Below are 22,373 nucleotides of genomic sequence, written 5' to 3'. Positions count from 1 at the left end.
CGCCGCTACTCCTCCGGCCGGGGCGCGGTGGCTTCGATGAGCGCTTCCAGCTCGTCGGGTCCGGGCAGGTCCGGCGGGCGGATGGTGCGGCCGCTGCGGACGTAATGGAATGCGGCGTCGATGTTTTCGATGATCTCGTGCTCCGGCCGGCCGGTGCGCCCGGCGAGCAGCCGGGCCCAGGCCAGGCGGTAGACGGCGAGCTGCATGGCCACCGCCGACTCCTGCGCGGACGCGGGTTCGGCACCGGTCTTCCAGTCGATCACCAGCCAGCGGCCGCCCGGCTCGGCGAACACCGCGTCGATCCGGCCGCGCAGCAGCACACCCGCGATCGTGGTCTCGAACCCCACCTCGACCTCGGCGGGCTGCCGGTCGGCCCACGGTGAGGACAGGAACGCCTCCTGCAGCCGGACGAATTCGGCGTCGGCGGACCGGTCGTCGCCCTCACCCCCGAGCGCGTCGATATCGAGCAGCTGCGCGGCGCCGAACCAGCTCTGCAACCAGGCGTGAAACGCGGTGCCGCGCCGCGCGAACGGGCTCGGCGGGTACGGCAGCGGCCGGCGCAGCCGAGCGGCGAGCGCGGCCGGGTCGGCCTGCATGTCCACCAGCGCGGTGGCCGGCAGCTGGGCGGGCAGTTCCACCTCGCGCACCCCGTCGGTGCCGGCGAAGTACTCGGCCAGGAGGGCGTCGACATCCGCCGCCCAGCCCTCAGGATCGGATTCCGCGGGCTCGCCGGGGTCGGGCGGCGGCTCCAGATCGTCCGGATCCGGTTCGGCCGCAAGCGGTTCCGGATCGTCGAACAGGGTCAACTGTGCCGCCGGCGCCCCGCCGGCGCGCGTGCCGGCCTGCGGCTCGATCACCTCGGACGGCCGGCGCGCCAGCGCGTCTCGCACCAGCGCAGCACCTTCGGTGACGGCAGCGCGGCGCTTGCCGAGCGGGTCACGCGGCCATTCGGCAACCGTGGGATTGTCGGTGAACGGGTTGACCGCGTCGTCCGGCGGCGGGTCCGCCCAGCGGTCGACGAAAACCGAAGCGGCCAAAGCTGATTCGGGTTCCTCCACCGCGCGGCGCAGCTCCAGCAGGAAATCCGAGGGTCCCTTCGGCACAGAACCGGTTTCCGCCCAGTGATGGGCCGAAACGAACAGCGCGCGTTCGGTTCTGGTGAGCGCCACATAGAACAGCCGGCGTTCCTCGTCGAGCCGGCGCAGGCGCAGCGCGTCGCGGTGCTGCTCGATGGCCGCCTCCAGATCGGCCCGGTCGAACAGATCCGCGAGGTCGAGCACGGGAACCCCGTCCGGCGCGTCGGCGCGCCGGCGGTCACCGCGCAGCGACGTCGGCAGCTCGGCCAGTGCACCCAGCCAGGTCCCGGCCGCGGTGCCGGACGGGAAGACGCCGCGCACCACGTGCGGGACCGCGACCACCTCCCACTCCAGCCCCTTGGCGGCGTGCACGGTCAGGATCTGTACCCGGTCGTGCGCGACCTCCACCTCCCCGGGTTCCAGGCCGTTCTCCACCTCCTCGGCGGCGGCCAGGAACGCGATCAGCCCGGACAGGGTGGCCCGGTGGTCCCCGGCGTAACCGGCGACCACCTCGGCGAAGGCATCGAGGTGTTCCCGGCCGGCGCCGCTGCCGGTGGCGCGGCGGGTCTGGGCCTCGATCCCGATCCCGATCGTGCGCTCCACATCGGCCACCAGCTCCGGCAGCGGCTGGCCCGCGCGTTCCCGCAGCGCCGCCAGTTCGCGGCCCAGCTCGGTGATCCGCTCGAAGCCGACCGGCGAATACCGCACCGGCGCACCGGGATCGGCGATGGCATCGGCGATCCCGGCCCGTTCCGCCGGTTCCGGCGCGACGGCCCGCAGCGCCTGCGCCAGCCCGGCCGGATCGGTGATGGCCGGGGACTGTTCGGGGGCGCTTATCGACAGTTCGCGAGCGCGCCGGGCCAGTTCGGCCAGGTCGGTGACACCGAGTCGCCAGCGCGCGCCGGTGAGCAGCCGCATCGCCGCGCTCCCGGCGCCGGGATCGGCGATCAGGCGCAGCGTGGCGACGATATCGGCCACCTCCGGGGTGGCCAGCAGCCCGCCCAGGCCGACGATCTCGACCGGTAATCCCCGCTCCCGCAACGCCTCCGCCAGCCGCGCGGCATCGGCGTTGCGGCGCACCAGAACCGCCGAGGTGGGCGGGCTCCGATCGGCGTCGGCCGCGGCCTCCCATTCGGCCGCGATCCGCTCGGCCAGCCAATCCCGTTCGTCGGCAACGGTATCCAGCAGAGCGAGGGCGACGGTGCCCGGTGTGGCGTCGGGCCGCGGCCGCAGGGCGTCGACCGTCACGCCACTGTCGGTGCGCCGCAACGGATCCGCGACCAGGTTCGCCAGATCCAGCGCCTCGGGCGGATTGCGCCAGCTGGTCAGCAACGGCAGCACCGGTGCCGGCTCGCCGTTCGATTCCGGGAAGTCGGTGGTGAACCGAGGCAGGTTCGCCGCGGAGGCACCGCGCCAGCCGTAGATGGACTGCATGGGGTCGCCGACCGCGGTCACCGCGAGTTGCCGCCGACCACCCTCGACCGAACCCGCAGTGCTCAGATTGTGCTGCGCCCCAACCGGTTCCAGACCTGATTTCGAGCTTGGCTCGTCCGTCGACGGCGCCGACGGCTCCCTGGTGGCACGCAGATCCTGTTCCCGCCCGACATGTTCAGGCGTCGGATGCGGGCGTGCCTGGCCGTGGGCAGGCACGCCCGCGTGCCGGTGGCTCGGCTGCGATCGCACCGTCGGCGGCCGATCCGACGGCTCGGCCGCGCCCAGCGCTCCGCCGGGGTCGCCGAACAGACCCGACAGCAGAATGCGCTGCGCGTGGCCGGTGTCCTGGTATTCGTCGAGGAGCACGAGGGCGAAGCGGGCGCGTTCGGCCGCACCGACTTCCGGGTGCTCGACGGCCAGGCGCGCGGCCAGCGACATCTGGGCGCCGAAATCCAGGGCGCCGCGGCGGGCCAGTTCGTCGTGCAGGCGTTCCACCAGCGGCAGCAGGGCGACCCGTTCCCGCTGGGCGGTGACGATGGCCTGCAGGTCCCGGCTCGGGCCGCCGCGCTGGCGCGGTCCCTTGGGGAGCGTGAACACCAGGCGCTCCAGTTCGGCGTGGGCGTGCCGCAGGTCGTCGGGGGCGACCAGGTGTTCGGCGAGCTGACCCGACAGGGCCAGCACCGCCTCGGTCACCGACACCGGCGTTCGGTCGGTCTCGAGTTCACCGTCCCAGGTGGTGACCACCCGGTGCGCGAGCTGCCACAGCTGGGTCTGGGTGAGCAGCGTGGCGGTCGGCTCGACCGGCAGCAGCAGGCCGTGCTCGCCGAGCAGCCGGCCCGCGTACGAGTGGTAGGTGCTGATCTCCGGTTCCGAACCGGTCAGCTGGGCACGCAACCGGCCGTCGGGGTCGAGGTTGCGCAGCAGCGGCGCGCCCGCCAGCCGGGCCAGGCGGGTCCGGATGCGAGTCGTCAACTGCTGCGCGGCTTTTCGAGTGAAGGTGAGCCCGAGTACGGCGTCCGGCACGACCAGCCCGTTGGCCACCATCCACACGACCCGGGCGGCCATGGTCTCGGTCTTGCCCGCGCCCGCACCGGCCACAACCAGGGTGGGGCCCGGCGGCGCCGCGATCACCGCGGCCTGCTCGTCGGTCGGCGGCGGCAGGCCGAGCGCCTCGGCCAGCTGCCACGGCGACACCCTCACCGGGAGCCCCGGGTGGTCGGCGCGGTCATTCGTCGGTCACCTGGCGGCCCGAGTCCTGGACCGGGCAGCAGCCCGAGACCGAGCAGTGCCGGCAGCCGTCGTTGCGCATCGCGAGGTAGCTCGGCCCGCGCGTGGCGGCGGCCGCCTCGTGGATGGTGGTACGCCAGTCCCGCTCGGACTCTTCGTCGAGCGGGGACTGCATGCGTTGTGTGGCGCCCTCTTTGGCGCTGGGCTTGGCCACGTACACCAGACGCGCGCCACCGGGCCCGGCGGCGTCGGAGCCGAGGTCGGCGAGCCCGCCTGCGCCGGCCGCGACCTGATAGGTGGCCAGCTGCGCGTGATCCTGCGCGGCCGGCTTGGAGATCGGGGTCTTGGCCGTCTTCACGTCGACGATCACGAAGCGGCCCAACGCATCCCGCTCCACACGGTCGACCCGGCCACGCAAGCGCACCGGATACTCGTCGGCGTCGCGCGCGGGCAGCACCAGGTCGACCGGCACCTCCACACCCATCAGGGTCAGCTCGTGCCGGGTGTTGGCGAGCCAGGCCACGAAGATGTCCAGCATGTCGGACGTGCGCTCCAGGTCCTTGCGGGAATGCCAACTGCGCGGGCCGTTCTCGCTCGCGGACGGATCCACCGACCGCCAGGCCCGGGCCAGCGCCAGTTTCACCTGGTCCAGGGTCACCTGCCCGGCCAGCGCCTGCACGAGGGTGTGCACGAGGTTGCCCTTGACGGCGTGCGGGTTGTCGCCGTCGCTGCCGCCGTGCCGTTCCAGCGCCCAGCGCAGCGGACAGGTGCGCAACAGTTCGACCGTCGACGGGGACAAGGCGACCGGGCCCTGCTCGGCACCCCACAGCGGGAGCTGCGAGCTCGGTTCCGCGGTGCCGTACCACTGATCCGGGTGGGCGCCGGGGACTCCCGCCGCCGCGAGCCGGGCCAGCTGGGTCGCGGCGCGCTCCCGGCGCTCCGGAACATCCTCGACATCGCAAGCGACACCGCGTAATTCGGCGATCAGCGCCTGCATGACCAGGGCCCGGCCCGGATCCTCGGGCACCGGCACCCGGCCGGTCTCCCCCGGCCCGGCCTGCGGGTCGAGTTCGGCCAGGAACCGCGACGGCACCAGATCCCGGTCGCCGGTGACGGATTCGACCGCGGTGACCAGCAGCGACCGCCGGGCCCGGCTGCACGCCACCAGCAGCAGTCGGCGTTCCTCGGCCAGGATCGGCGCCGACCGGCTCAGCTGCTCGCCCGGATTACTCACGCCCGCACGCAGATCCACCAGGTCCTCGATGCCCAGCAGGGTCCCGCGCGGGCGCAGATTCGGCCAGATCCCTTCCTGCACACCGGCAACCGCGACGACCTCCCACTCCTGTCCGGCCGCCGCGTGCGCACTGACGATCGCCACCGCGTCACCCGGATCGGTCAGTGGGGCCGAATCCTGCGGAATCACCTGCTGTTCCAGGTATTCCACGAAACCCTCGGCGGTAGCCCGCGGCAGCCGGTCGACATACGCGGCCGCCGCGTCGAACAGGCCCACCGCCGCATCGAGGTCACGATCGGCCTGAATGCCGCCGGCCCCACCGCGCTCGGCCTGCCGAGTCCACCGCTGCTCCAGCCGCGACGCCGTCCACAGCCCCCACAGCACATCCTCCAGCCCCGCCCCGCGCGCCCGCACCTTCCGCGCCCGCCCCAGCGCCGCCAGCACCCGCCGCAACGGCGCCGCCTCGACATCGGTCAGCCGATCGAGCAGCGTGAGGTCCCCGGTGCCGACCATCAGATCTCGCAACACTTGCGCGGACGGCAGATCCATCTCCGACAGCGCGGGCACCGGCGCCCCGTCGGGGTCGGCTACACCGAGGAATCCGTCGTCCTTCCCACCCGCGGACGCCCGAGTCGCTCCGGTGGTGTCGGCCGCGGCCACGGTGGCGAGGGTCGCTCCGCCGCTGTCGCCCGCGCCCGGCTCGGCCTCCTCGACCACGCCGGGCCGGTCCGCGGTCTCCGAAACGACAGTATCGACGGCATCGTCCGCGTTCTCGGCCGCCGGCGAATCTTCGAACCTGACGCCGCCGCGTTCCAACACGGTTCGGCGGATGCCGCGGCGGAGTCGGCGCAGGCTGATCTGGTCGGCGCCGCCGAGGGGGCCGGCGAGCAGGTCGAGGGCATCGTCGGCGGTGAACAGTTCGGGACGGTCGCGTTCGCCGGCGAGCAGGGCACGCAGGGCGCACAGCATCCAGGCGGCGCCGTTGCGGCGGGCCAGCGGTACGGACGGTTTCGGCTGCCGGACCGGCACTCCCGCGGCCAGCAGGGCTCGGCGCAGCGGGGCCAGCGACAGCGGGACCGAGCGGACGATCACGGCCATCCGACCCCAGGGCACGCCGTCGGCGAGGTGCGCCCGGCGCAGGTGGTCGGCGATCAGCGCCGCTTCCTTGGCCTGCGTGGTGAGTACCCGGACCCGGAACTCGCCGGGCTCGAATTCCGGCAGATCCGAATCTGCCAGCTCGCCTGACGCACTGTGACGTTCGGCGCGGATTCCCCCATCGACCGGCCCGACCCCGAACCGGTGCGGCGCGAAACCCGGTAGCCGCGAACTGATTCGAGCCACAGCGCGGTGCACCGCACGAGCTCCCCGATAGTCGGTCCGCAGTACCAGGCGGCGGTCCGGTCGCGCGTCCACGTCGGCCGCGAAGGCCGGATCGGCACCCCGGTAGGAGAACACCGACTGGTCCGGGTCACCGGCGATCACGGTCGTCGCGGGTCCGGAGCCGATGACGCGCACCAGTTCCGCGGCCAGCGGATCCAGGTGTTGCGCGTCGTCGACGAGCAGGCAGCCGAGGCGGGAGCGCTCGGCGTCCAGCAGGTCGGGGTCGATCGCGAGCACCTCGAGCGCGGCACCGATCAGTTCGGCCGCGTCGAGGGCGGGTGCGCTGGCTTCGGGTGCGCTCACGCCCACCGACCAGCGCAGCAGCATGGCCTGCTCGTAGCGTTCGGCGAAACGGCCGGCGGCGATCCACTCGTCGCGGTCGTAGCGCTGCCCGAGCTCGATCAGGTCCTCGGGGCCGAGACCGCGTTCGGTGGCGCGCAGCATGAGGTCGCGCAATTGTTCGGCGAAGCCGGCGGTCTCCAGGGCCGGGCGCAGGCGGCGCGGCCACAGGTCGTCGGCGCCGGCGCGGATGTCCTCCAGGTCGCCGCGCAGCATCTCGCGCAGCACGACGTCCTGTTCGGCACCGGTCAACAGCCGGGGCGGCGGGTTACCGGCCGCGGCGGCGTGATCGCGCAGGATCGCGAAGGCGTAGGAGTGGACCGTCCGCACCATCGGTTCCCGGTTGGCGCCCGGCACTCCGCCGCGGCCGCTGAGGCGGGCGGTGATCGCGGCCCGCACCCGCAGCGCGGCCGGCTTGGCGTGGGTGAGGACCAGCACCGATTCCGGTGCGGCACCGGCGGCGATCCGTGCGGCGGCCAGATCGATCAGCAAGGTCGTCTTGCCGGTTCCGGGACCGCCCAGCACATGCCAGGGCAACCAGCCGGGTTCCGCTTCCGCGGCGGCGAACAGCGCCGCGACCTCGGCATCCCACGCACCCCCCGCGGATACCGACTCGCTGCGACGCACCAAACGCATCGAGCTATCGGATCGCATCACACCGGCTATTTCAACAGACAGCCCCGACAGGTTCGAAGAACGACCGACCGGTACCCCATCGGGGGACCATTTCTGTTTCGTCCAGACCAGGGAGAGACTGCACAATGGGCGGGTGAGTGAGCTGAACGTCCACCGATTCGGACCGGAGAGCGGCCCCACGATCCTGGCGCTGCACGGTTTGACCGGGCACGGGCTGCGGTGGCGGCTGCTCGCCGAGCGACTGCCGGACTGCCGGGTGATCGCGCCCGACCTGCGCGGTCACGGGCGTTCCACGAGCCTGCCGCCGTGGACGCTGGAGACGGTCGCCGACGATGTCGCCGCGCTGATCGAGCCGCGGCGACCGGTCACGGTGGTCGGTCATTCCTTCGGTGGCATGGTGGCGATTCATCTGGCGCACCGCAATCCGGAACTGGTCGCGGGGCTGGTGTTGCTGGATCCGGCGGTCGGGCTGCCGCCGGAGGCGCTGCTGCCGATCGCCGAGCAGACCATCGCCGACCCCGGCTACGCGGATGTCGAGGCCGCGCGCCGGGACAAGATCGCGACCGCCTGGCAGGACGTGGCCCCCGAGATCCTGTCCGGTGAGCTGGCCGAGCACCTGATCCCGCGCTCGGACGGCCGGCTGGGCTGGCGGATGCACACCGCCGCGGTCACCGCCTATTGGGGCGAGCTGGCCCGGGACGTGCTGCTGCCGCCCGCGGACCTGACCACGACGGTGGTGTACGGCAATCAGTCGCAGGTCACGGCGCCGCTGCGGGTGGCGTTGCAGCGGGATCCGCGACCGAAGCTGACACTGCGCGAATTCGACTGCGATCACATGGTGCTCGAGGCGCTGCCCGACGAGACGGCGGCCGTGGTGCGGAGCGCGCTGTAGATGCGGACCACCGATGACCAGATCGAGCACGTGCGCGCGCTGGTCGCCGCCATCCCGCCGGGCAAAGTCGCCACCTACGGCGATATCGCGGCAGCAGCGGGACTGTCGACACCACGCACCGTGGGCTGGATCCTGCGGACCGACGGGGCGGATCTGCCGTGGCATCGGGTGTTGCGTGCCGACGGGACACCGGCACCGCACAAGGCCGGACGCCAGCTCGCGGCGTTGGCCGCCGAGGGGGCGCCCATCCGCGGTGACCGCGTCGACCTGGCGACGGCGCGCCATCGATTCGGTGTCCGGTGACCCACTACGATCGGCGAACATGATCTATCGGGCGGCGATCCGCGGGTGAGTACCGTCGACGCCATCGTGCTGGCCGGCGGCCGCGCGACTCGCATGGGTGGAGTGGACAAGCCGGGGCTGGTGGTCGGCGGGCAGTCGATGCTGGAGTCGGCGCTCGCGGCGGTGGCCTCGTGCGCGCGCACCGTCGTGGTCGGGCCGCGCCGGCCGGAGCTGAATTCCGCTATCCGCCAGGTGCAGGAGATCCCGGCGGGTGCCGGTCCGGTGGCGGCGGTGGCGTCGGGGTTGCGCGCGCTGGCCGACTGCGATTTCCCGGCCGGCCTGGTGGTGGTGCTGGCGGCCGATCTGCCGTTCCTGACCGCCGCCGCGGTCGACGATCTGGTGGCGCAGGCGACCGCGTCCGGCGTCGACGCGGTGTTCGCGGCCGACGAGGCGGGCCGGCCGCAGTATCTGGTCGGCGCGTGGCGGGCCACGGCGTTGCGGGACGCGGTGGACAGTCTCGACACCCTGGTCAATCAGCCGATGAAGGCGCTGGTTCCGGCGGACACCCTGATGGTTCCGGTGGGCGGTGTCACCGACTGCGACACTCCCGACGAGGTGCGCCGGGCGCGCGCACAGGCCGCACCGGTCGAGCTGGACGAGGCCCGGAACCTGGTGCGCCGCACCCTGACTCCGGTTCCGGATCGGGAAACGAATGTTCGCTCGGCGCTCGGCGGGGTGCTCGCGGAGCCGCTGGTCGCGGCGGAGGCGCTGCCCCGCTTCGACGTCTCGGCGATGGACGGATACGCGGTGTCGGGTCCGTCGCCGTGGCGGCTGCGGCGTGATGTGGGCTTCGCGGGCGGCGAGCGCCCGATCGGGCTGCTGCCCGGCGAGGCGGTCCGGATCGCGACCGGCGCGCATGTGCCCGAAGGCACCGAGCGGGTGCTGCGCGACGAGTTCTCCCGCATCGAAGATGAACTGCTGCACCAGCTTCCGGATACTCCCGAGCGGGAGGACGTGCGCCGGCGCGGCGAGGACTGGCTGCCGGGCGACGAGATCGCACCGGCGGGCACGCCGGTGACCGCCGCCGTGGTCTCGGTCGCCGCGGCCGCCGAGGTGGGTTCGGTGCGCGTGCGTGGACCGATCCGGGCCCGAATCGTCATGACCGGCGACGAGATTCGCGGCGAGGGCCCGCTGCATCCGGGCCAGACCCGGGACTCGATCGGGCCGGTGCTGCCGATTCTGGCCGCGGCGCTGGGGATCTCCGCGGTGGAGCGCGTGCATCTGCGCGACACCGCGGGCGCGTTCGACGAATTACTGTCCGCGGCAGCCGATTGCGATCTGATCGTGATCGTGGGCGCGACGGGTGGTGGTGCGGCCGATCAGCTCCGTGACGCCCTGGACCGTACCGGAGCCCGGCTGCTGGTCCAGCGCTTGCGGATGCGGCCCGGCGGTTCCACGATCATCGCCGAAACACGCAGCGGCACAGCTGTTCTCGGGCTGCCCGGAAATCCGTACGCGGCGGTCGCGACACTCCTGGCCCTGGGCCCCGCGCTGGTCGACGGCCTGACCGCGCGACTGCCCACCCGGCGCCGGACCGTCGCACTCCGCAACGCCGGGACGGTCAGCGAGCAGGTGCCGCGGATCGTCCCGGTGCACGCGGTGGACGACGGATGGGTCGGCGATCCACAGGTCCGCACGGCACACCTTGCGGCACTTCTGAATCGGGACGGACTGGTGATCGTCCCGCCGGGACTCACCGACGGCGCCGAGGTCGAATTCATCCCGCTGCCAGGGTGACACTCCGGCCTGCACACGATGGCACAGCCACGCGGCGATGGGACGGCCGAGCCGCACGGCGGAGCGGGCTGCGCAGTGCGGGCCGGCCGTCACCGGGTCAGCTGTTCTTCAGTGTTCCCCCGTCCAGGACGTAATCCGCGCCGGTGATGTTGGTTGCCTTGTCGGAGACCAGGAAGGTGACCAGGGCGGCGATCTCCTCCGGTTCGGTGATCCGGCGGGTGGCGATCGAGAACAGTTCCGGGATGGCGGCCAGGAAGTCCTGGTGGGCGGCGCCGTTGGCGGCGGCGACCTTGGCGCCGAAGCTGTTCTCCCCGCGCCACAGTGGGGAACCGACGACGCCGGGTGAAACGGTGTTCACCCGCAGGCCGGACGGGCCGAATTCCTCGCTGAGGCGCTTGGAGAAGGTTTTCAGCGCGGCCTTGGCCTCGCTGTAGCCGACTGGGCCGGTGGCCGGGACGTGGGCGTTGATCGAGGAGATGTTGACGATCGAGCCGCGCCGTTCCAGCAGGCTGGGCAGGGCGGCGCGGGTGGTGCGGACCGCGCTGAACAGGTTGAGGTCGAACAGGGTTGCCCACTGTTCGTCGGGGATGTCGAGGAAACCACCGAGCACCATCTTGTCGACGTCGCCCGCGCCGACGTTGTTGATCAGGATGTCGATGGCACCCAGCTCTTCCAGTGCCGAGCTCACCACGCCGGTCGCGCCCGCGGCGGTCGACAGGTCGACGGAAACACTTGCGACGCTGGCTTTTTCCAGCTCGGGAGTGACGGTCCGCGCGGCGCCGACGACGCGCACGCCCTCCGCGGTGAGTGCCTGCGCGACGGCCAGGCCGATGCCGCGGCCGGCTCCGGTGACGAGGGCGGTCTTCCCGGTGAGTCCGAGGTCCATGAGCTACCTTTCTTGACCTGAAGGTCAACAATGAGGGTACGAGAAGGCCGCCGGGGCGGCGGCCCGAAGGTCAGAGGGTGGCTACTGCGATGTCGGCGATCCGATGCAGTGATTCGGCGTCGTAGGTCTTGGCGGTGATGCGCAGGCCCGCAACGGTATTCATGAGGAACTTGGCGTGGTCCGCCGCGTCGAGGTCGGCCCGGATCTCACCGGCGCGCTGCCCCTGCTCGATCCGCTGCTGCAGGGCCGCGACGGTGTGCCCCTGCATCCGGTGCGCGGCCGCGGCGATCTCCGGGTCGTGCGGCGCCAGCTCGACCGACACGTTCACCACCAGGCACCCGCGCCGAATCGGCTGCGCCAAATCGGAATCCGCCAGCGCGTACAGGAACTCCCGGATCACTTCCCGCGCGTCGCCCGGCGCGGCCAGGCAGTGCTGTACCCGCTCCCGCCCGATCTCGTCGTACCGCGCGAGCACCAGCTCGAACAGTTTCCGCTTGCTGCCGTACTGGTGATACAGACTGCCCTTGCCGACCCCGGTGGCCGCCGCCAGCCGCGCCGGCGAGGTACCGGCGTAGCCGTGCGTCCAGAACACCTCCAGCGCGCGGTCCACGACCGAGTCCGGATCGAAGTTCCTGGGCCTGCCCACGATTCGAGACTAACGAGTTGTGGACCTCGAGGTCAACAACCCGACCGTCAGAACACGACGCCGCGGTCGACGACGAGGTTGGTACCGGTGATGGACTTCGCGGCGTCGGAGGCGAGGAACAGCACCGCGTCGCAGACGTCGGCCGGCGGCATGAAGCCGGGGAATGCGCTCGTCGATTTCATGAGCAGGCTCCAGTCGATGTCGGCGGGCAGTGCCCGAGCGGCGTTGTGCGGCATCGGGGTTTCGATTCCCCCGGGCGAGACACAGTTGACGCGCACGCGCTGCTGGGCCAGTTCGATGGCCAGCGACCGCATACCGAGCAGCACCCCGGCCTTACTCGCGCAGTAGACGGAGTTGTACGGCTGCGCGAACGTCGCCGAGATCGACGCGATCGTCACGACGTTCCCACCGCGCCCGGCGGCAGCCGACGCGACCAGCGCCGGCGCGACCGCCTGCGTGAGCAGCATCGGCGCCACCAGATTGACATCGGTATGCAGGCGGAGTTCGGCTGCCGTGATATCGCCCAGCCGGGCGAAATGCTGGACGCCGGCCACGTTGCACAGAATGTCGAGGCCACCGAGATCGGCGACCGCCTGCCCGGCGAAGTCCGTGATGGCGTTCTCGTCGCGCAGATCGCACGCCACAACGCCCTCCCCCGGCACGACATCGGTCCCGATCACCTGTGCGCCGGCGTCGCGGAACAGCCGCACGAGTGTGCCGCCGACGCCACCGGAAGCGCCGGTGACGATGACGCGCCGATCGGTGAAGGAGGGAGAAGAGTCGGTCATGGTGTGCCTCCGTCTGACGAGTGAAGGCCAACACTAGAACGTATTGCAGTTTTTCGATGGAAGTTCCGGTGGGACCCGGCCGTTCTCGGTCGCTAACTCACCCAGGAGGGCGGCGGGCCGTCATCCTCGTCTCGGGCGCGATCGACGTCGGTCCAGTCCGATGGGTAGACGACCTCTTCGCGGCCGTGCGCCGGGTACCGCCTCGGATGCGTGGCTGTTCGGGCCTGCCGGTCGCGTTCCGCACGAGCCTCCCGCGCCGCACGCTCCGGTGGAGTTTCGGGCCGATCGAGCTCCGGCTCGGTGTGCGGTCGGTCGAATACCGAGCCGCCGGCGCGGGTGGTTTTCGCGTCGATCTCGGTCAGGTGTTCCAGTACGCCGCGGGACGCCGCGGTGTAATCGGCCAGGATGCGGGCCATTTCGGCTCGGTAGTCCACTACGTGCCGCCCTTGTCGAGGGCGGGGCCACGCGGTGACTGAGTGGAGGAGTTCGGCTGCGGCGCGGCGGCCGTCGGCTGTGGCGCGGCGGCCGTCGGCTGTGGCGCGGCGGCCGTCGGCTGCGAGGGGGTGGCGGTGGGCTGGTGCGGCAGAGCGGGTTCGGCGCTGTCGATCGGGCCGGCGAGGGCCAGGACCGCACCGGGGTCAGGGGTCGCACCGGTCGGCTGCGGGGGCGCGGATGTCGCGGGATCATGATGGGCCGGAGGACTTTCCGGCGGTCCGATGGGTGCACCGGGGTCATTGCCGGGCGGCGGGGTGTCTGGTCGCGCGGTGCCGGTAACCGTACCCGGCGGCTCGGCACCAGGCGACCCCGTCGACGGAGCAGCGCCGGACGTGCCGTCGCCTGGCGTTGCAGGGGACGAGTCGGTAACGGACGGACCGTCGCTCGGCGCGGCAGGCGACGGACCAGAAGCGGACGGACCTTCACCCGGCGTGACAGGAGACGAATCAGTAAGCGACGGACCATCACCCGGCGTGACAGGAGACGAATCAGTAAGCGACGGACGATCACCCGGCGTGACGGGAGACGAATCAGTAAGCGACGGACGATCACCCGGCGTGACAGGAGACGAACCAGGAGCGGACGGATCGTCGATGGGGCCCGTAACAGGTTCTCCCGGTTCGGGTGTCGTCAGAGATGGCGATTGAGTTGTGGCGTTGTCGGGGGCGGTTGCCGACGGATCGGTTGCGGTGTCGGGTGTGTCGGTGCGCAGCGCGGCGGTGCCAGGAATATCCTGTGGCGCAACGACTTCGGTGACGACGGGGATGCCGTTGTGCAGTGACAGCTGGTATTCGTGGGACTTGCCGTCGGCGGCTGTGACGGTCGCCAGCAAGGAACCGTCGGCACCCGGTGCGAGAGAGAACTTCTCGCCGCCGATGGTCAGGGTGGCCGATGGGTGATCGCCGCCGGTGATCGACAGCGGTGATTCGATCGACAGTGGCGATTCGATCGCAGCGAGCAGGGCCGAGATCACCGCGGACGACAGCACCGCGCCGCCGGTCACCATGCCGCCGGTCGGCTGGCTACCCGACGTTGTGCTGCCGATTGTCTGGCTGCCGGCCGTGTTCCCGGTCGGCTGAAGGCCCAGCGTCGATTTACCGGTTGTGGTGTTGCCAGTTGTCTTGGTGCCGTTAGTCGTCTGGGTGGTGGTTCCGCCGCTGAGTCCCAGCAGGTCCTGCTGCACTGTGCCGCCCAGCGCGGCCAGGGACTGATCCGCTTGTCCCAGGGTGGAGGCGATCGATTGCAGCGGATTCGACTGCGACATGGTGTTCGTCGCGGGTGCGGTTGTGGTGGCCGAGGGTGCGGCGGTGGTCGGTGCCGGTTCGGTGGGGGCCGCGGTGGACGGGTCACCCGGGGCGGTCGGTGCCGATTGTTCCGGGGGCTGGGGAAACTTCCGGTCGTCCTTGTCGTCCAGTAGGTCCATGACCGGCTGGTAGGCGGCCTTGATGTAGTGGTCGGCGAGGCGGCACTGGTAGACGAAGGACTTGACGGCCTCGCGGACGGCCGGGCCGAACTGGCCGGACAGCCATTCGCGGCAGGCGGCGGACACGTGCTGGTCGTCGAAGATGTCGGGGCGCAACTGGGTGTCGGCGGCCGCCAGGTCGGAGCTGGTGGACTTGCCGGTGGCGACGGTGATGATCACGCTCACCGGGTCGTTCGCGGTTCCGGTGAGCCGCATGGCGTGTGCGGCGACCGGGCACTGCGGGCTGTCGAAGCCGCCGACGAACCGGGCCTTCTCCCGGACGATACCGAGCAGCGTCTCGGGTAGGGAGTCCATGGCGGCGGCGACGGCCTGCAGGTACTGGGTCTGTGTATCGGCGTGCGCGTGGAAACCGGCCAGGTGGTCCAGGGCCGATTCGCCCGCGTCGCCGGTCCACGCCTCGGGTACCGCGTTCTTGATGTCGCCGAGATCGGCGGTGATATCGGCAGGCGCGGAACGGGTTTCGGTGCCGGCCGCGACGCCGGCCAGGGTGGTGGCCACCTCGGCAAGTTTCGCGGTGTCCACCCCGTCCTGCTGGTGGTAGAGCTCGCTCAGCGTTCGGTACGCCGCGGCCGGGTCCTCGGTCGAGAGCCGCAGGCCGACCACCGGCACGCCGCCGATGAATGTCGCCGGCACGTCGATGCAGTCGAATCCGGGCAGTTCCGAACGCAGCACGTCCCACACCCGGTGGTAGCGGATCAGGGCGAGCCGAAACCATTCCAGGCCCGGTTCGGCGCCGGCGAGCAGCGCTTTCGCCGTGGTACCACCGAGATTCGGTGCGTCGTTCCAGAACGTGCGGTCGAAGACGTTGCGGCCGTCGTCCCGCAGGAACCGCCGCAGTTCGACCGTGGGGGCGGCCACTTCGTCGCTGTACTCACTCATGCCGCCCCCCGATCGCGGTCACTGACCGGAATTCAGGCCGTCGAGCCGGCCGCGGAACCGGTCGTCCACGCCGGTCATCGCCGTGACCGCGGTGCGCAGCGCGGCGGCTGTGGCGCTCGAGGTCGCCGACCAGTCCCGCAGCATGGTGACGATCCCGTCGAGACCGTCGGCGAGCTTCGCCCCCTGCTCCGAATACGCCTGTCCCGCATGCCCGGCCTCGAATCCGATGGCCGTGACGGCCTGCGCGTGGGCGGCGGTGGCGTCGGCGGCGGGCTCGATCCGGTCCGCGAATCCGAGCACATACTCCGGGTCGAACAGCATGATTCCCCTCCTCCGGCACTGCGGCATCGCCCCAGGTCACGAATACTACGCGTGCAATGCCATCGTCGTGTCGCACGTCTGTAACCGCGGCACGGCAGCGCAACGGCTGCATCATGTTTGGACGCACACCGGCTCGATCCGGTTCCCCGCATTCGAAAGCAGGTCCGCATGTCGTTCCGCTCCACCCGCGCCACGGTTCTCGCCGCCGCCGGCACCCTCCTCGCCCTGGTCCCGGCGCTGGCCGTGCAGCCCGCGAGCGCCACCCCGTCCACCGGCGTGACCGCAATCGTCCTGGCGGACACCACGATCGGCGACACCCACTACGTCCTGCGCGAAATCACCATCGCCCCGGGCGGTTCCACCGGCTGGCACTACCACGACGGCACCCTCTACGGAATCGTCCGCGCCGGCACCATGAACCACTTCGACCACACCTGCACCCGCGACCTGACCGGCGGCCCCGGCGACGCCATCGTCGAACCCAGCGGCCCCGACCACGTCCACATCGAGATCAACTCGACCCCCGACCCCCAGATCCTCGACGTGCTCTACGTCTTGCCGGTAGGCAGCCCACTGTCGCAGGACGCCGCCGCCCCGGACTGCACACCGTCGTAACACCCGCTGCCTGTGTGTTTCGAGCGGCCCGCCCGCATCCACACACCTCGACGACCGGGTGTGGGAGTGCCGATCAGGGCGCCGGTCCGACACCACGTCCGGGTACCGCGGGGCAACGCCTACGCGATACGGTCGCTCGGTGCGGTTGGCTGTCGGTTGTGCGATGTTCACCCACCCGGCTTGGCAGGACTGGCAGCCGGGGCGGGAGAAGCTGCGGGCGTATGCGCAGCGGTGCACGGCCGTCGAGGGCAACACCACGTTCTACGCGGTGCCGTCGGTGAAGACGACGGCGGCGTGGGCGGCGCAGACGCCCGAGGATTTCCGGTTCGCGGTGAAGATCCATCGCACGGTCACGCACGACAAGCGGCTGACGGGGGTCGAGACCGAGATGCGCGAATTCCTGGCCGCCGTCGAGCCGTTGGGCAGTCGCGTTCACCCGCTGTGGGTGCAGTTACCGCCCTCGTTCGGCCCGTCGGAGCTGGCGGTGCTGGGCAGTTTTTTGCGCCGCCTGCCCCGCGACTACCCGAAGGCGGTCGAGGTCCGGCATCCGGCGTTCTTCGAAAACCCGCGTGCCGCAGCGGCTCTCGTCGCGACGCTGGACAGCGCGGGCGCGGAGTGGCTCACCTTCGATACCACCGTTCTGTTCGAAGCCGCGCCGGGCAGTGCCGCCGAACGGGAGGCGTCGGCGAAGAAGCCGCGGGTCCCCCGCCTGGTCACGGCGCTCACCGACCATCCGGTGGTCCGCTATCACGGCCGGGACGCGCCGGAGCCGACGATCGCCGGCTGGCAGCCGTGGATCGCGACGGTGGTGGAGTGGTTGCGGGAGGGCCGCAGCCCGACGGTGTTCCTGCACACCCCGGACAACGCGTCCTCGCTGGACCTGGCACGTCGCTTCCACGAGGCGGTCCGGGCCGAGGTTCCGGAGTTGGATCCGCTGCCGGAGCCGGCCGGGACCGAACCGTTCACCCTGTTCTGATCCTGCCCCATTTCTAGAACTTGTTCTAGTGTAGTGTGCATGGATCTCACGCAGGAGAACACACGCAGGCGCCTCGACACCGAGGACGGTGCGCTCTACTACTACGAGGCGGGGGCGGGCGAACCGCTGATCCTGTTGCACGGCTCGGGGATCGGCGTGAGCGGGTGGAAGAACTTTCGCGGCAACCTCGCCCGGTTCGCCGAGCATTACCACTGCTACATCCTCGAGTTCCCGGGCTTCGGCGTCAGTGACCCGGTGGCGGGTACGCATCCGGTGGTCTCGGCCGGCGCGTCGGTCCTGAAGTTCATGGACGCCTTGGGAATCGAGTCGGCGGCCCTGCTCGGGAACTCGATGGGTGGGGTCGTCGGCGCCAATCTCGCTGTGCGCGAACCACATCGGGTGCGGGCACTGATCGGGATCGGCGGGATCGGTCCGAACATCTTCGCCGCCGATCCGAGTGAGGGCACCCGGCTGCCGCAGGAGTTCGCCGACGACCCGGCCAAGGACAAGCTGGTCCGCTGGCTGAACTGCATGGTCTACGATCGCGCCCTGGTGACCGAGGAGCTGATCGAGGACCGCTGGGCGGCCGCGACCGATCCGGCGTCGCACGCCTCGCTGGCGGCCATGTACGGGTCGAAGGCGTTCGCCGCCCAGCAGAAGATGCAGGCGCAGGGCAAATTCCCGCCGTACTGGTCGATGCTGCACAAGATCGGCTGCCCGACCCTGCTCACCTGGGGGCTCGACGACCGCCAGAGCCCGCCGGACATGCTGCTGCTGCCGATGCGCACGATCCCGAACGCGGAGGTGCACATCTTTCCCAAGTGCGGGCACTGGGTCATGGTCGAGGCCAAGGAGGCGTTCGAGCGTGTCGCGTTGGAGTTCTTGCAGCGTGTCGTGAGCTGAACGGGCGGAGCGGCTATCCGTCGGCAAACCGGCCGGGAGCCGCTCCGGACACCGCCGGAACACTGCCGTTCCCGCGCGTTTCAGCCATGCGGCGGCGCGCGGTTTTCGACCAGGGGGACGTGTTAACAAATGTAAATCCGCCGAGAAGCAGCCGTTTCCAAAGGTTCACCGGATACCCGCAAATGCCCCGGTCTGCGGTACGCTCGCGCCATTCCGATCAGATCACCGCAGGTCGGCATCACATGGGGTAATGCCGGAACAGACCGGCCAGTGACCGTGAAGTTTCCGCCACCTCACAGCATATTTTGCCCCCGAGTGAGGTGAGCGCCGTCCGTTTTGCGGGGGCCTCGAGGCTCCTTACAGTCGAATTCGATATCCGGCTCGATCGACTCTTGGGGGCGTTGTGGCTAACACTTCGGCTGACGCGCTGTTGCGGCTGGGCCGGCACTTCAACCGCGGTGAGGTTTCCACCGACCTGCGCACCGTCCACCAGGTGGGCGGCCGCGACGCGGACGAGTTCTATCGCGACCGCTGGTCGCACGACAAGGTCGTGCGGTCCACCCACGGCGTGAACTGCACCGGCTCGTGTTCGTGGAAGATCTACGTCTCCGACGGCGTGATCACCTGGGAGTCGCAGCAGACCGACTACCCCTCCGTCGGCGCCGACAAGCCCGAGTACGAACCGCGCGGCTGCCCCCGCGGCGCGTCGTTCTCCTGGTACACGTATTCGCCTGCGCGCGTTCGGTATCCGTACGTACGCGGCGTGCTGCTGGAGATGTACCGCGCCGCCAAGGCCCAGCACAAGGACCCGGTCCTGGCCTGGGCGTCGATCGTCGAGGACACGGACCGGGCCGCCGCCTACAAGTCCGCCCGCGGCAAGGGCGGCTTCGTCCGCGCCGAGTGGTGGGAGGCCGCCGAAATGGCAGCCGCCGCACACGTTTACACGATCAAGCAGTACGGCCCGGATCGGGTCGCGGGCTTCTCCCCCATTCCCGCCATGTCGATGGTGTCGCACGCGACCGGCGCCCGGTTCATCTCGCTGATCGGCGGCGCGATGCTGTCGTTCTACGACTGGTACGCCGACCTGCCGGTCGCGTCCCCGCAGGTGTTCGGCGACCAGACCGACGTGCCGGAGTCGGCCGACTGGTTCGACGCGTCCTACCTGATCATGTGGGGTTCCAACGTCCCGGTGACCCGAACTCCGGACGCCCACTACATGACCGAGGCCCGCTATCGGGGCCAGAAGGTCGTCGTGGTCTCCCCCGACTACGCCGACAACACCAAGTTCGCCGACGAATGGGTGCCGGCCCGCCCGGGCACCGATGCCGCGCTGGCGATGGCCATGGGCCACGTGGTGTTGCGCGAGTTCTTCGTCGAGCGCACCACCCCGTACTTCGACGACTACATCAAGCGCTACACCGATCTGCCCTACCTGATCACTCTCGAGGAGTCCGAGCACGGCTGGCGGCCGGGCAAATTCGTGACCGCCGCGGACCTCGGCCACACCGGCGAGGGGGTCGAGTTCCAGACCGTGCTGCTCGACGGTGACGGTAATCCGGTGGTGCCCAATGGTTCCCTGGGTCATCGCTTCACCGAGGCCGGCAAGGGCAAGTGGAACCTGGATCTGGGCGACGTCGATCCCACCCTGACCCTGTACGGCCGCACCGACGATGCTGTGGCCGTACAGTTCCCGCGGTTCGACCGGGCCGACGGGCAGGGCACCCTCGAGCGCGGCGTACCCACCACCGTGATCGCCGGCAAACGGGTCACCACGGTCTTCGACCTGCTGCTGGCCCAGTACGGTGTGGGCCGCGACGGGCTGCCCGGCGCGTGGCCGGCCGGCTACGACGACACCGAGAACCCGTACACCCCCGCCTGGCAGGAGTCGATCACCGGCGTCCCGGCCGCCCAGGCGCTGCGGATCGCCCGCGAGTTCGCCGCGAATGCCGAACAGTCCCAGGGCCGTTCGATGATCCTGATGGGGGCCGGCACCAACCACTGGTTCCATTCCGACCAGATCTACCGCTCCTTCTTCACCCTCACCCTGCTCACCGGCTGCCAGGGCGTCAACGGCGGCGGCTGGGCCCACTACGTCGGCCAGGAGAAGTGCCGCCCGGTGACCGGCTGGGCCACACTGGCTTTCGGTTCCGACTGGCAGCGCCCGGCGCGCCAGATGCAGGGCACCGTGTTCTGGTATCTGACCAACGACCAGTGGCGCTACGACCCGTTCACCTCCGAATCCTTCGCCTCTCCACTGGCTTCCGGGAAGTTCGCGGGCCGCACCGCCGCCGACAACATCGCCCTCGCCACGCGGCTGGGCTGGATGCCGAGTTACCCGACCCTGAACCGCAATCCGCTCGACCTGGTCGACGAGGCCGAGGCGGCGGGCAAGGCGCCCGCCGACTACGTGGTCGACGGGCTGAAGTCCGGCGACCTGCGCTTCGCCTGCGAGGATCCCGACGCACCGGAGAACTTCCCGCGCGTGCTGACCGTGTGGCGGGCCAACATCCTGGGCTCGTCGGGCAAGGGCAACGAGTACTTCCACAGGCATCTGCTGGGCGCGGACTCCAACCTGCAGACCGGCGAGGCCACCGGGGTGCGCCCGCAGGAACTGGAGTGGCGGGACACCGCGGCCACCGGCAAGCTGGATCTGCTGCTGTCGCTGGACTTCCGGATGACCTCGACCACGTTGTTCTCCGACATCGTGCTGCCCGCGGCCACCTGGTACGAGAAGCACGACCTGTCCTCCACCGACATGCACCCGTTCGTGCACGCCTTCTCTCCCGCCATCTCCCCGCCGTGGGAGACCAAGACCGACTTCGAGGCGTTCCACCGGATCGCCCGCGGGTTCTCCTGGCTGGCCGAGAAGCATCTCGGCGTGCGCAAGGACCTGGTCGCCGTGCCGCTGCAACATGATTCGGCCGACGCGCTGGCCCAGGCCGGTGGCCGGGTACTGGACTGGAAGGCCGGGGAGTGCGAACCGGTCCCGGGCAAGACCATGCCGAAACTGGTTGTGGTGGAACGCGACTACCCAGCGGTCGCGGACAAGATGGCCGCGCTCGGCCCGCTGGTCGAGACCCTGGGTGTCACCACCAAGGGCGTGACCACGCTGCCCGACGAGGAGGTCGAGTACCTGCGCGGCGTCAACGGGACGGTGAGTTCGGGTGCGGCAGTGGGCCGTCCGTCGCTGGCCAAGGACACCCACGCCGCCGAGACCATCCTGGCGCTGTCCGGTACCACCAACGGCCGGCTCGCGGTGGAGGGCTTCCACGCCATGGAACGGCGTACCGGCACGCAGCTCGCGGACCTGGCCGCCGAACATGAGGGCAAGCGAATCACGTTCGCGGACACTCAAGCTCGGCCCGTCCCGGTGATCACCTCGCCGGAATGGTCGGGGTCGGAGACCGGCGGCCGCCGCTACTCCCCGTTCACCATCAATGTCGAACGGCTCAAGCCGTGGCACACGCTGACCGGCCGGCAGCACTTCTACCTCGACCACGACTGGATGATCGAACTCGGTGAGCAACTGCCGATCTACCGGCCACCACTGGACATGCAGGCGCTGTTCGCCGAACCGGGCATCGGCAGCGTCACCGAGCGCGGCGTCACCGTGCGCTATCTGACCCCGCACTCGAAGTGGTCGATCCACTCCGCCTACCAGGACAACCTGCACATGCTGACGCTCTCGCGCGGCGGGCAGGCGATCTGGATGTCGGATGTCGACGCGGCGAAAATCGGTGTGGCGGACAACGATTGGATCGAGGCGGTCAACCGCAACGGTGTGGTCGTGGCCCGCGCGATCGTCAGTCACCGCATGCCCGAGGGCACGGTGTTCATGTACCACGCCCAGGATCGCGCGGTCGCCGTGCCGCGCATCGAGGGCACGCCGGAGATGACCGCGGGCAAGGGCAAGCGCGGCGGTATCCACAACGCGCTGACCCGGATCATGATCAAGCCCTCGCACCTGATCGGTGGCTACGCCCAGCAGTCCTTCGCCATGAACTACCACGGCCCCACCGGAAACCAGCGCGACGAAGTCACGACGATCCGTAAGCGCTCACAGGAAGTCGAGTACTGACTATGC

Annotated in this window: 15 protein-coding genes; 7 read left to right on the top strand and 8 right to left on the bottom strand. The window is 70.5% G+C overall.

What is annotated here, in order from left to right:
- Positions 1–5 precede the first annotated feature (5 nt).
- Together EBN03_RS02485 and EBN03_RS02480 are read right to left on the bottom strand one after the other, a co-directional pair.
- Positions 6–3,710: an ATP-dependent helicase gene (locus EBN03_RS02485; RefSeq protein WP_122186164.1), complete on the bottom strand. Its 3,705-nt coding sequence runs from the start codon at positions 3,708–3,710 to the stop codon at positions 6–8.
- Between the two features lie 25 nt (positions 3,711–3,735).
- Complete coding sequence (locus tag EBN03_RS02480; RefSeq protein ID WP_233608063.1) at positions 3,736–7,326, bottom strand: ATP-dependent helicase; 3,591 nt, start codon at positions 7,324–7,326, stop codon at positions 3,736–3,738.
- A gap of 133 nt (positions 7,327–7,459) precedes the next feature.
- On the opposite strand from EBN03_RS02480, the gene EBN03_RS02475 reads away from it, so the two are divergent.
- The 3 genes from EBN03_RS02475 to EBN03_RS02465 are packed head-to-tail and all read left to right on the top strand — an operon-like array spanning position 7,460 to position 10,297.
- The gene (locus EBN03_RS02475) at positions 7,460–8,218 is read left to right on the top strand and encodes an alpha/beta fold hydrolase (protein ID WP_122186162.1); all 759 of its coding nucleotides are present in this window, start codon (positions 7,460–7,462) and stop codon (positions 8,216–8,218) included.
- Positions 8,219–8,521, top strand: a complete 303-nt coding sequence (locus tag EBN03_RS02470) for an MGMT family protein (protein ID WP_122186161.1) — start codon at positions 8,219–8,221, stop codon at positions 8,519–8,521.
- A 45-nt stretch (positions 8,522–8,566) separates the two neighbouring features.
- Complete coding sequence (locus EBN03_RS02465; protein ID WP_122186160.1) at positions 8,567–10,297, top strand: NTP transferase domain-containing protein; 1,731 nt, start codon at positions 8,567–8,569, stop codon at positions 10,295–10,297.
- 97 nt (positions 10,298–10,394) lie between these two features.
- Here EBN03_RS02465 and EBN03_RS02460 read toward each other — a convergent pair whose 3' ends face one another.
- From EBN03_RS02460 to EBN03_RS02435, 6 genes are all read right to left on the bottom strand, one after another.
- Positions 10,395–11,183 carry an SDR family NAD(P)-dependent oxidoreductase gene (locus EBN03_RS02460; protein ID WP_122186159.1) on the bottom strand — a complete coding sequence of 263 codons (789 nt, stop codon included), beginning with the start codon at positions 11,181–11,183 and terminating at the stop codon, positions 10,395–10,397.
- Between the two features lie 70 nt (positions 11,184–11,253).
- A complete protein-coding gene (locus EBN03_RS02455; RefSeq protein ID WP_122186158.1) occupies positions 11,254–11,829 on the bottom strand; it encodes a TetR/AcrR family transcriptional regulator in 576 nt (191 codons plus the stop codon).
- Between the two features lie 47 nt (positions 11,830–11,876).
- The gene (locus EBN03_RS02450) at positions 11,877–12,617 is read right to left on the bottom strand and encodes an SDR family NAD(P)-dependent oxidoreductase (protein ID WP_122186157.1); all 741 of its coding nucleotides are present in this window, start codon (positions 12,615–12,617) and stop codon (positions 11,877–11,879) included.
- A gap of 92 nt (positions 12,618–12,709) precedes the next feature.
- On the bottom strand, positions 12,710–13,033 hold the full coding sequence (locus tag EBN03_RS02445) for a hypothetical protein (RefSeq protein ID WP_147471434.1): 324 nt from the start codon (positions 13,031–13,033) through the stop codon (positions 12,710–12,712).
- A gap of 17 nt (positions 13,034–13,050) precedes the next feature.
- The gene (locus EBN03_RS02440; RefSeq protein ID WP_122186155.1) at positions 13,051–15,474 is read right to left on the bottom strand and encodes a WXG100 family type VII secretion target; all 2,424 of its coding nucleotides are present in this window, start codon (positions 15,472–15,474) and stop codon (positions 13,051–13,053) included.
- An 18-nt stretch (positions 15,475–15,492) separates the two neighbouring features.
- The gene (locus EBN03_RS02435; protein WP_122186154.1) at positions 15,493–15,795 is read right to left on the bottom strand and encodes a hypothetical protein; all 303 of its coding nucleotides are present in this window, start codon (positions 15,793–15,795) and stop codon (positions 15,493–15,495) included.
- 168 nt (positions 15,796–15,963) lie between these two features.
- Between EBN03_RS02435 and EBN03_RS02430 the strand changes: the two genes are divergently transcribed.
- The 4 genes from EBN03_RS02430 (at position 15,964) to EBN03_RS02415 (ending at position 22,367) form a co-directional block, all read left to right on the top strand.
- Positions 15,964–16,410, top strand: a complete 447-nt coding sequence (locus EBN03_RS02430; RefSeq protein ID WP_122186153.1) for a cupin domain-containing protein — start codon at positions 15,964–15,966, stop codon at positions 16,408–16,410.
- 139 nt (positions 16,411–16,549) lie between these two features.
- Positions 16,550–17,386, top strand: a complete 837-nt coding sequence (locus EBN03_RS02425; RefSeq protein WP_122186152.1) for a DUF72 domain-containing protein — start codon at positions 16,550–16,552, stop codon at positions 17,384–17,386.
- Positions 17,387–17,425: 39 nt separating this feature from the next.
- Positions 17,426–18,289 carry an alpha/beta fold hydrolase gene (locus EBN03_RS02420; RefSeq protein WP_122186151.1) on the top strand — a complete coding sequence of 288 codons (864 nt, stop codon included), beginning with the start codon at positions 17,426–17,428 and terminating at the stop codon, positions 18,287–18,289.
- A gap of 403 nt (positions 18,290–18,692) precedes the next feature.
- Positions 18,693–22,367: a nitrate reductase subunit alpha gene (locus EBN03_RS02415; RefSeq protein ID WP_233608062.1), complete on the top strand. Its 3,675-nt coding sequence runs from the start codon at positions 18,693–18,695 to the stop codon at positions 22,365–22,367.
- Positions 22,368–22,373 lie beyond the last annotated feature (6 nt).

Origin of the sequence: Nocardia stercoris (assembly GCF_003696265.1) — a bacterium.
In the GTDB taxonomy this organism is placed as follows: domain Bacteria; phylum Actinomycetota; class Actinomycetes; order Mycobacteriales; family Mycobacteriaceae; genus Nocardia; species Nocardia stercoris.
The sequence above is the reverse complement of the archived record's forward strand: the minus strand, read 5'-3'. Positions and strand labels throughout refer to the sequence as shown.

Bases quoted from the DNA above. Each gene is read 5' to 3' on its own strand.
- EBN03_RS02480 (WP_233608063.1), bottom strand. From the start codon at position 7,326: ATGCGTTTGGTGCGTCGCAGCGAGTCGGTATCCGCGGGGGGTGCGTGG.
- EBN03_RS02470 (WP_122186161.1), top strand. From the start codon at position 8,219: ATGCGGACCACCGATGACCAGATCGAGCACGTGCGCGCGCTGGTCGCC.
- EBN03_RS02460 (WP_122186159.1), bottom strand. From the start codon at position 11,183: ATGGACCTCGGACTCACCGGGAAGACCGCCCTCGTCACCGGAGCCGGC.
- EBN03_RS02450 (WP_122186157.1), bottom strand. From the start codon at position 12,617: ATGACCGACTCTTCTCCCTCCTTCACCGATCGGCGCGTCATCGTCACC.
- EBN03_RS02445 (WP_147471434.1), bottom strand. From the start codon at position 13,033: ATGGCCCGCATCCTGGCCGATTACACCGCGGCGTCCCGCGGCGTACTG.
- EBN03_RS02440 (WP_122186155.1), bottom strand. From the start codon at position 15,474: ATGAGTGAGTACAGCGACGAAGTGGCCGCCCCCACGGTCGAACTGCGG.
- EBN03_RS02435 (WP_122186154.1), bottom strand. From the start codon at position 15,795: ATGCTGTTCGACCCGGAGTATGTGCTCGGATTCGCGGACCGGATCGAG.
- EBN03_RS02430 (WP_122186153.1), top strand. From the start codon at position 15,964: ATGTCGTTCCGCTCCACCCGCGCCACGGTTCTCGCCGCCGCCGGCACC.
- EBN03_RS02420 (WP_122186151.1), top strand. From the start codon at position 17,426: ATGGATCTCACGCAGGAGAACACACGCAGGCGCCTCGACACCGAGGAC.